Source organism: Pseudomonas sp. AGC41 (assembly GCF_057334555.1).
In genome coordinates this window covers 18,655-28,720 of record NZ_JBHFJB010000154.1, presented here as the reverse complement: position 1 = coordinate 28,720, position 10,066 = coordinate 18,655, and the positions used below count along the sequence as shown (strand labels likewise).

The following is a 10,066-nucleotide window of genomic DNA, read 5'->3' as shown; positions in this document are numbered from 1 at the left end:
AGCTTGCATTGATGTTGAATTTTGCCACCGTCATCGCGAGCAGGCTCGCTCCCACAGGGGGAGGCGCTTTCTTTGGAGAAGGACAGGCAGAAAAAAGGAGGCCACCAGGGCCTCCTTTTTCAGTTGCATGCCACCGTTACAGGCTGGCGATCCGCGCGTGCTGCTCGGCCAGCTTGCCCAGAGCCTGTTCGGCCTCGGCCAGTTTGGCCCGCTCCTTCTCGATGACTTCGGCCGGTGCCTTGTCGACGAAGCCAGCGTTGGACAGCTTGCCGCCGACGCGCTGGACTTCGCCCTTCAGACGCAGGATTTCCTTGTCCAGGCGCGCCAGTTCGGCGGCCTTGTCGATCAGGCCGGCCATTGGCACCAGCACTTCCATCTCGCCAACCAGGGCGGTGGCCGACAGCGGTGCTTCTTCCCCCGCAGCCAGTACCGTCACCGACTCGAGTTTCGCCAGCTTCTTGAGCAGCGCTTCGTTCTCGTTGAGACGGCGCAGGTCTTCGGCGTTGGCGTTTTTCAGGAACAGCGTCAGCGGTTTGCCTGGGCCGATGTTCATTTCGGCGCGGATGTTGCGCAGGCCGAGCATGAACGTCTTCAGCCACTCGATGTCGTCTTCGGCTGCCGGATCGATGCGGCTTTCGTTGGCCACCGGCCACGGTTGCAGCATGATCGTCTTGCCCTGGGCTCCGGCCAGCGGTGCGACGCGCTGCCAGATTTCCTCGGTGATGAACGGCATGAACGGGTGCGCCAGGCGCAGGGCCACTTCCAATACGCGAACCAGGGTGCGACGGGTGCCGCGCTGGCGCTCGACCGGTGCGTTTTCGTCCCACAGTACCGGCTTGGACAGTTCCAGGTACCAGTCGCAATACTGGTTCCAGATGAACTCGTACAGCGCTTGTGCGGCCAGGTCGAAACGGAACTGGTCGAGCTGGCGGGTCACTTCGGCTTCGGTGCGTTGCAACTGCGAGATGATCCAGCGATCAGCCAGGCTCAGCTCGTAGGCTTCGCCGTTCTGGCCGCAGTCTTCGCCCTTGTCCAGCACGTAGCGCGCGGCGTTCCAGATCTTGTTGCAGAAGTTGCGATAGCCTTCGACGCGGCCCATGTCGAACTTGATGTCGCGACCGGTGGATGCCAGCGAGCAGAAGGTAAACCGCAGAGCGTCGGTGCCGTAGCTGGCGATGCCGTCGGCGAATTCTTCGCGGGTGGCCTTCTCGATCTTCTTCGCCAGTTTCGGCTGCATCAGGCCCGAGGTGCGTTTCTGCACCAGGGTTTCCAGGTCGATGCCGTCGATGATGTCCAGCGGGTCCAGGACGTTGCCCTTGGACTTGGACATCTTCTGGCCCTGGCCGTCGCGCACCAGGCCATGGACATAGACGGTCTTGAACGGCACTTGCGGCGTGCCGTCCTCGTTCTTCACCAGGTGCATGGTCAGCATGATCATCCGGGCGACCCAGAAGAAAATGATGTCGAAGCCGGTGACCAGCACGTCGGTGGAGTGGAATTTCTTCAGGAACTCGGTCTGTTGCGGCCAGCCCAGGGTCGAGAACGTCCACAGGCCCGAACTGAACCAGGTGTCGAGAACGTCGTTGTCCTGCGCCAGCGTTACGTCCGGGCCAAGGTTGTGCTTGGCGCGGACTTCGGCTTCATCGCGACCGACATAAACCTTGCCCGACTCGTCGTACCAGGCCGGGATGCGGTGGCCCCACCACAGCTGGCGGCTGATGCACCAGTCCTGGATGTCGCGCATCCACGAGAAGTACATGTTTTCGTATTGCTTGGGCACGAACTGGATGCGGCCGTCTTCCACGGCGGCAATCGCCGGCTCGGCCAGCGGCTTGGTCGACACGTACCACTGGTCGGTCAGCCACGGCTCGATGATGGTGCCAGAGCGATCGCCTTTCGGGACTTTCAAGGCATGATCGTCGACGCTGACCAGCAGGCCGGCGGCGTCGAAGGCGGCAACGATCTGCTTGCGCGCTTCAAAACGGTCCAGGCCGGCGTATTCGGCTGGGATCTGGCCGTCGACGCTCTCGTTCAGCGTGCCGTCGAGGTTGAATGCCTGGGCGGCCGGCAAGACATTGGCGTTCTTGTCGAAGATGTTCAGCAGCGGCAGGTTGTGGCGCTTGCCGACTTCGTAGTCGTTAAAATCGTGGGCCGGGGTGATTTTCACGCAGCCGGTGCCGAATTCGGGGTCGCAGTAATCGTCGCCGATGATCGGGATGCGCCGGCCGACCAGCGGCAGCTCGACGAACTGGCCGATCAGGGCCTGGTAGCGCTCATCGTTCGGATTCACCGCCACGGCGGAGTCGCCAAGCATGGTTTCCGGACGCGTCGTGGCAACGATCAGGTAATCCTTGCCTTCAGCGGTCTTCGCACCGTCAGCCAGCGGGTACTTGAGATTCCACAGGAAACCTTTCTCGTCGTGGTTTTCCACTTCAAGATCGGAAATGGCCGTGTGCAATTTGGTGTCCCAGTTGACCAGGCGCTTGCCGCGATAGATCAACCCGTCTTCGTGCAGACGCACGAAGGCTTCCTTCACCGCTTCTGAAAGACCGTCATCCATGGTGAAGCGCTCGCGGCTCCAGTCCACCGACGAGCCGAGGCGACGGATCTGACGGCTGATGTTGCCGCCGGACTCGTCTTTCCATTCCCAGACTTTCTCGAGGAATTTTTCACGACCCAGGTCATGGCGATTCTGGCCTTGGGCTTCGAGGCGACGTTCCACCAGCATTTGCGTGGCGATACCGGCGTGGTCGGTGCCCGGCTGCCACAAGGTGTTGCGGCCTTGCATGCGACGGAAACGGATCAGGGCGTCCATGATCGCGTTGTTGAAACCGTGGCCCATGTGCAGGCTGCCGGTGACGTTCGGCGGCGGGATCATGATGGTGTAGGAATCGCCCGCGCCTTGCGGAGCGAAATAATTCTCGGACTCCCAGGTGTTGTACCAGGAAGTTTCAATGGCGTGCGGCTGGTAGGTCTTATCCATGCGCGGCGGGACCCTATTGGCATTTATTCAGGAAAAGCCGGGAAGTATAGCCGCCGGGCCAGCGGCAAGCTACAAGCCGCGAGCTGCAAGAGGAGGATCTGGCTTTGCTTTTGCTTGCAGCTTAAAGCTTGCCGCTCGTAGCTGCGGCGAGCAGCCGCTCCATCCGCGCATCCAGCCGGCGCTTGATCTCGGTTTCGATGTGCGGGGCGAAATCGTCGATCACGTCTTGCAGGATCAGTTGGGCGGCGGCGCGCAATTCCTGGTCCAGATGCAACAGGGCGTCTGGCCCTTTTGGTTCGGCCTTGGGGGCTGGCTTGGGTTCGGGCTGGCCGGTGATCGGTTCGAACAGCAGCGGAATCTGCTCGTCATGCACGGCTTCGTGTTCCACCGTGTCGGTCAACAGCGGTGGCTGCAGGGTGTCGTCACCGAGCAGTTGGCGGATCGACTCGAGGTCATCCAGCAGGTGAGCAGGTTTTTGCGGCGGTTTTGGAGTGTCCATCGTAGGCTCAGAGTCGCTGTAAACGGTGGTCTTGCAGAGCATAGCCCTGTTCGCGGTAGAAACGGAAACTCTCCCGCGCGGCTTGCCGGATGGCCGGGTCTTCGACCACGACTTCCGCCACGCGGGCGAAACGCTGGGCAAACGCCGGCACTTTCAGGTCGAGATTGACCAGCAGGTCCTGATGCTGACCGCAGTCTTCCCCCAGTCCCAGCACGATAAGCCCTTCGGGTTCGCTTTCGGCCGGACCGTGGGGCACGAAACTCTCGCCCTTGAACGCCCACAGGCGCGCGTCCAGGTCTTCGCGCTGAGCGGCATCGCTGCAATGCAGATAGATGCGATGGCCCATGCGCCAGGCTTTCTCGGTGAGCTTGCAGGCGAAATCCAGTCGCGCCGAGGGATCGGCGCTGGGCAGAATGTAGAAGTCGACTTTGGTCATTGCGTTCCTTGAATCGCCGAGGCGTCACCCGAGGGCGACGCACCGGCGATCATCGGTGTCAGGCCTTGGCGCGGTCCAGCAGGTACTGGGTGAGCAGGGGAACCGGACGGCCGGTGGCGCCCTTGTCCTTGCCACCGCTGGTCCAGGCCGTGCCGGCGATGTCCAGGTGGGCCCAGTTCAGGTTCTTGGTGAAGCGCGACAGGAAGCACGCCGCGGTAATGGTCCCGGCTTTAGGGCCGCCGATGTTGGCGATGTCGGCGAACGGGCTGTCCAGTTGTTCCTGGTACTCATCGAACAACGGCAACTGCCAGGCGCGATCGTCGGCCTGCTGGCCGGCGCTGAGCAGTTGGCTGATCAGCTCGTCGTTGTTGCCCAGCAGGCCCGAAGTATGGGCGCCCAGGGCGACGACGCAGGCACCGGTCAGCGTGGCGATGTCGATCACCGCTTGCGGCTTGAAGCGTTCGGAATAGGTGAGGGCGTCGCACAGCACCAGACGGCCTTCGGCGTCGGTGTTGAGGATTTCCACGGTCTGGCCGCTCATGGTGGTGACGATGTCGCCCGGGCGCGAAGCCGTACCGCTGGGCATGTTCTCGGCGCAGGCGAGGATGCAGACCAGGTTGATCGGCAATTGCAGCTCGAGCACGGCGCGCAGGGTGCCGAACACGCTGGCGGCGCCGCCCATGTCGTATTTCATTTCATCCATGCCGGCGCCGGGCTTGAGGCTGATGCCGCCGGTGTCGAAAGTGATGCCTTTTCCCACCAGGGCGTACGGCTTCTCGGATTTCTTGCCGCCGTTGTATTGCATCACGATCAGGCGTGGCGGCTGGGCGCTGCCCTGGCCGACGGCATAGAACGAACCCATGCCCAGGTCCTTGATTTTCTTCTCGTCGAAGACCTCGACCTTCAGACCCTTGAATTCCTTGCCCAGTGCCTTGGCCTGTTCACCCATGAAGGTCGGGTGGCAGATGTTCGGCGGCAGGTTGCCCAGGTCGCGGGTGAAGGCCATGCCGTTGGCGATCGCGGTGGCGTGGGTCACGGCGCGCTGGACTTCGGCCTGGGCAGCCTTGATGGTCAGCAGGGTGATTTTTTTAAGTGCACGGGGTTCGGCTTTCTGGCTCTTGAACTGGTCGAACTGGTATCCGCCATCCACCAGGGTCTCGGCCAGCAGGCGATTCTTGCCGTAGCTGTCGCGGCCTTTTACAACCAGTTCGTCCAGGGCCAGCACGGCGTCGCCACCGCCCAGGTTTTTCAAGGTGCCCAAGACGCCGGCAATGATCTTGCGGAACGGACGGTCGCCCAGTTCAGCGTCCTTGCCGACGCCCACCAGCAACACGCGCTCGGCCTTGAGGTTGGGGAGGCTGTGCAACAGCAGGCTCTGGCCGACCTTGCCGGCCAGGTCGCCGCGCTTGAGCACGGCGCTGATGGCGCCGCCGCTCAAGGCGTCGAGCTGGGTGGCGACGACGCCGAGCTGACGGTCCTCACCAACGGCAACCACCAGCGTGGCGGTCTTCAACGTTTCTGGGCTGACGCTTTTTACAACCAGTTCCATGTCCGGATCCTTGAGTCAATGGTCAAGAGGCCAGGCGCCGCGACGACAGTGGCGCGCTGAACAGCTGTCTTCTATATAAAAGAAGCGCCGGAGCTTGCCGGCGACAAAGGCCGCAGTTTGAACCCCGGCGCCCGAAGCTGACAACCCTCGCAACGGTTAACTTTTTTGGCTGGGGAGCGTCTGCTTAAAGCATGCGCAGTGACAGGCGCCTCCAATCACAGGATAATGCGGCTCTTTTTTCGGCTGCTCGCAGTATGCGTCGGCTCGATACGTTTCTTGTTTGGCCGCCTAGCCTGACAATCGTGGAGTGTCTGGTTTGATCGTCTTCCGTTATCTATCCCGCGAAGTCCTGCTGACCCTGAGCGCGGTCAGTGCCGTGCTGCTGGTCATCATCATGAGCGGGCGCTTCATCAAGTACCTTGCCCAGGCGGCTTCGGGCGCCCTCGATCCGGGCTCGCTGTTCCTGATCATGGGGTTCCGCCTGCCGGGCTTCCTGCAGCTGATCCTGCCGCTGGGATTGTTCCTCGGGATCCTGCTGGCCTACGGTCGCCTGTACCTCGACAGTGAAATGACCGTGCTGTCGGCCACCGGCATGAGCCAGCAGCGGCTGTTTCGCATCACTCTGTTCCCGGCCACGTTGGTGGCGCTGGTGGTGGCCTGGCTGAGCCTGAGCCTCTCGCCCCAGGGTGCCAACCAGTTCCAACTGCTGATCAACCAGCAGGACGCCATGACCGAATTCGACACCCTGGTGCCGGGACGCTTCCAGGCCCTGCGCGATGGGACGCGTGTCACCTACACCGAGCAACTGTCGGACGACCGGGTCAACCTCGGCGGGGTCTTCATCACTCAGAAAAATATCTCTTCGGACACCAAGAAGGACCGCGGGATTTCTGTGCTGGTGGCTGAAAATGGCCGCCAGGAAATCAACCCCGACGGCAACCGCTACCTGATCCTGGAGAACGGCTATCGCTACGATGGCACCCCGGGACAGGCCGATTACCGGGCGATCAAGTACGACACCTACGGTGTGCTGCTGCCCAAGCCCGATGTCAGCGATGAAGTCACCGACCGCGATGCCATGCCTACCGCCAGCCTGCTGGGCAGTGACGACATTCGCGCCCGCACCGAACTGCAATGGCGTCTGTCGCTGCCATTGCTGGTGTTCATCGTGACCCTCATGGCGGTCCCGCTGTCGCGGGTCAATCCACGCCAGGGTCGTTTCCTCAAGCTGCTGCCGGCGATTCTTTTGTATATGGCCTACCTGACCATCCTGATTTCCGCTCGCAGTGCCCTGGAGAAAGGCAAGATCCCGCCGGCCCTGGGCCTGTGGTGGGTGCATTCGATCTTCCTGGTCATTGGCCTGGGCTTGCTCTACTGGGAGCCGTTGCGCTTGAAGCTGGCCAGTCGTCGCAGCGCGCTGGAGGTGGCCCGTGGTTAAACTCGACCGCTATATTGGCAGCAGCGTGTTCATGGCGATCCTGGCGGTGCTGGGGATCATTCTTGGCCTGGCGACCCTGTTCGCGTTCATCGACGAAATGGGCGATGTCAGCGATACCTATACATTGCTGGACGTGGCGAGCTACGTGTTGCTGACGGCACCACGGCGGCTGTACGACATGTTGCCGATGGCTGCGCTGATCGGTTGCCTGATCGGCCTGGGCAGCCTGGCAAGCAACAGCGAACTGACCATCATGCGCGCCGCCGGCGTGTCCATCGGCCGGATCGTCTGGGCGGTGATGAAACCGATGCTGGTGCTGATGCTGGTCGGGCTGCTGGTCGGCGAGTACGTCGCGCCGGCCACCGAGAATACCGCCCAGGCCAATCGCTCCCTGGCCCAGGGCGGCGGTGATGCACAAAGCGCCAAGCATGGTTTGTGGCATCGCCAGGGTGACGAGTTCATCCACATCAACTCGGTCCAGCCTAACGGCACGCTGTACGGCGTGACCCGCTATCGCTTCGATGATCAGCGGCACCTGCTGTCGTCGAGCTTCGCCAAACGCGCCAATTTCGCCGAGGATCACTGGCAACTGAGCGACGTCACCACCACCTTGTTCCATGACAAACGCACCGAGGTGGTCGCCGTTCCACAGGAACGTTGGGACGTGCAGATCAGCCCGCAGTTGCTCAGCACCGTGGTGATGGCGCCGGAATCGCTGTCGATCACCGGTTTGTGGGGCTACATCCACTATCTGGCGGACCAGGGCCTCAACAATGGCCGCTACTGGCTGGCATTTTGGGTCAAGGTGTTGCAGCCGCTGGTCACTGCCGCCCTGGTGTTGATGGCGATTTCCTTCATCTTTGGTCCGCTGCGCTCGGTGACCCTTGGCCAGCGGGTCTTCACCGGCGTGCTGGTGGGCTTCACCTTCCGTATCGCCCAGGACCTGCTGGGGCCATCGAGCCTGGTTTTCGGTTTCTCGCCGCTGTTCGCGGTGCTGGTGCCGGCCACGGTCTGCGCGCTGGCCGGGCTCTGGCTGCTGCGCCGGGCGGGTTGATTCAGATTCGCGTGGCTAGGGAGCTTCTGTGGCGAGGGAGCTTGCTCCCGCTGGGTCGCGAAGCGGCCCTCGTTCTCATTCCACCAAAGCTCATCGACAGGCGAACGTGACGCTTGCACGATGGATCAGGTACAATTCCCGGCTATTTTTCGGCGGGCCATGCCTGCAGCCTTTTTGAGTGTTGATCCGTGAGTGATTTGAGTCATATCCGCAATTTCTCCATCATCGCCCACATTGACCATGGCAAGTCGACGCTGGCTGATCGCTTCATCCAGATGTGCGGCGGTCTGGCCGAGCGTGAAATGGAAGCCCAGGTCCTGGACTCCATGGACCTCGAGCGTGAGCGCGGGATCACCATCAAGGCCCACAGCGTTACCCTCTATTACAAGGCTCGCGACGGCGTCACCTACCAGCTCAACTTCATCGACACCCCCGGCCACGTCGACTTCACCTATGAAGTCAGCCGGTCGCTGGCGGCCTGCGAAGGCGCGCTGCTGGTTGTCGATGCCGGCCAGGGCGTCGAGGCCCAGTCGGTCGCCAACTGCTATACGGCCATCGAGCAGGGCCTGGAAGTCATGCCGGTGCTGAACAAGATCGACCTGCCCCAGGCCGATCCGGACCGCGTGAAAGAAGAAATCGAGAAAATCATCGGCATCGACGCCACCGACGCGGTCACTTGCAGCGCCAAGACCGGCCTGGGCGTGGATGAAGTGCTCGAGCGCCTGGTCACTACCATTCCGGCGCCGACCGGCAATATCGAAGATCCGCTGCAAGCGTTGATCATCGACTCTTGGTTCGACAACTACCTGGGCGTGGTCTCCCTGGTTCGCGTGCGCCATGGCCGCGTGAAGAAGGGCGACAAGATCCTGGTCAAGTCCACCGGCAAGATCCACCTGGTGGACAGCGTCGGTGTGTTCAACCCGAAACACACCGCCACCGTCGACCTGAAGGCCGGCGAAGTGGGTTTCATCATCGCCGGTATCAAGGACATCCATGGTGCGCCGGTCGGCGACACCCTGACCTTGAGCTCGACCCCCGACGTCGACGTGCTGCCGGGCTTCAAGCGCATCCAGCCGCAGGTCTATGCCGGTCTGTTCCCGGTCAGCTCCGACGACTTCGAGGATTTCCGCGAAGCCCTGCAGAAGCTGACCCTGAACGACTCGTCCCTGCAATACACCCCGGAAAGCTCCGACGCCCTGGGCTTCGGTTTCCGCTGCGGGTTCCTCGGCATGCTGCACATGGAAATCATCCAGGAGCGCCTGGAGCGCGAATACGACCTGGACCTGATCACCACGGCACCGACGGTAATCTTCGAGCTGCTGCTCAAGAACGGCGAGACCATCTACGTCGACAACCCGTCCAAGCTGCCGGACCTGTCGGCCATCGAGGACATGCGCGAGCCGATCGTGCGGGCGAATATCCTTGTGCCTCAGGAGCACCTGGGCAACGTCATTACCCTGTGCATCGAGAAGCGCGGCGTGCAACACGACATGCTGTTCCTCGGCACGCAGGTCCAGGTGACCTACGACTTGCCGATGAACGAAGTGGTGCTGGACTTCTTCGATCGCCTGAAATCCACCAGCCGCGGCTATGCTTCGCTGGACTATCATTTCGATCGTTACCAATCGGCTAATCTGGTGAAGCTGGATGTGTTGATCAACGGCGAAAAAGTCGATGCCCTGGCATTGATCGTGCACCGTGACAACGCGCACTACAAAGGTCGCGCGTTGACCGAGAAGATGAAGGAGCTGATTCCGCGGCAGATGTTCGACGTGGCAATCCAGGCCGCCATTGGCGGGCAGATTGTGGCGCGCACAACCGTCAAGGCACTCAGAAAGAACGTATTGGCCAAATGCTACGGCGGCGACGTCAGCCGTAAGCGCAAGCTGTTGGAAAAGCAGAAGGCCGGTAAAAAACGCATGAAGCAGGTTGGTAACGTGGAAATTCCACAGGAAGCCTTCCTTGCGGTGCTCAGGTTGGATAGTTAGGTCCTATGTCGCTAAATTTCCCGCTGTTGCTGGTGATCGCCGTGTTCGTCTGCGGCCTGTTGGCGTTGCTTGATCTGTTGTTCCTGGCGCCTCGGCGCCGGGCCGCCATTGCCTCATAT

General features: G+C 61.7%; 7 protein-coding genes and 1 pseudogene. 4 read left to right on the top strand and 4 right to left on the bottom strand.

Annotated features, from left to right (window positions below; translation table 11 throughout):
• Positions 1–136 precede the first annotated feature (136 nt).
• The 4 genes from ACE04F_RS25915 to ACE04F_RS25900 form a co-directional block, all read right to left on the bottom strand.
• A complete protein-coding gene (locus tag ACE04F_RS25915) occupies positions 137–2,983 on the bottom strand; it encodes a valine--tRNA ligase (protein ID WP_486110495.1) in 2,847 nt (948 codons plus the stop codon).
• A gap of 121 nt (positions 2,984–3,104) precedes the next feature.
• Positions 3,105–3,482: a DNA polymerase III subunit chi gene (locus tag ACE04F_RS25910; protein WP_486110494.1), complete on the bottom strand. Its 378-nt coding sequence runs from the start codon at positions 3,480–3,482 to the stop codon at positions 3,105–3,107.
• A 7-nt stretch (positions 3,483–3,489) separates the two neighbouring features.
• Entirely contained in the window at positions 3,490–3,918 is a 429-nt protein-coding gene (locus tag ACE04F_RS25905) for a DNA polymerase III subunit chi (RefSeq protein WP_305496566.1), read from the bottom strand.
• Positions 3,919–3,976: 58 nt separating this feature from the next.
• Positions 3,977–5,467 carry a leucyl aminopeptidase gene (locus tag ACE04F_RS25900; RefSeq protein WP_486110493.1) on the bottom strand — a complete coding sequence of 497 codons (1,491 nt, stop codon included), beginning with the start codon at positions 5,465–5,467 and terminating at the stop codon, positions 3,977–3,979.
• 316 nt (positions 5,468–5,783) lie between these two features.
• Here ACE04F_RS25900 and lptF point away from each other — a divergent pair, with 316 nt between their 5' ends.
• From lptF to ACE04F_RS25880, 4 genes and pseudogenes are all read left to right on the top strand, one after another.
• Positions 5,784–6,905 (top strand): LPS export ABC transporter permease LptF, encoded by a 1,122-nt coding sequence (lptF, locus tag ACE04F_RS25895; RefSeq protein WP_486110492.1) that lies wholly within the window; start codon positions 5,784–5,786, stop codon positions 6,903–6,905.
• Positions 6,898–7,959, top strand: a complete 1,062-nt coding sequence (lptG, locus tag ACE04F_RS25890) for an LPS export ABC transporter permease LptG (RefSeq protein WP_486110491.1) — start codon at positions 6,898–6,900, stop codon at positions 7,957–7,959. The genes lptF and lptG overlap by 8 nt, the downstream gene beginning before the upstream one ends.
• A 188-nt stretch (positions 7,960–8,147) precedes the next feature.
• Positions 8,148–9,947: a translation elongation factor 4 gene (gene lepA, locus ACE04F_RS25885; protein WP_053124835.1), complete on the top strand. Its 1,800-nt coding sequence runs from the start codon at positions 8,148–8,150 to the stop codon at positions 9,945–9,947.
• Between the two features lie 5 nt (positions 9,948–9,952).
• Positions 9,953–10,066, top strand: a pseudogene (locus ACE04F_RS25880) (signal peptidase I); the annotation flags it as partial.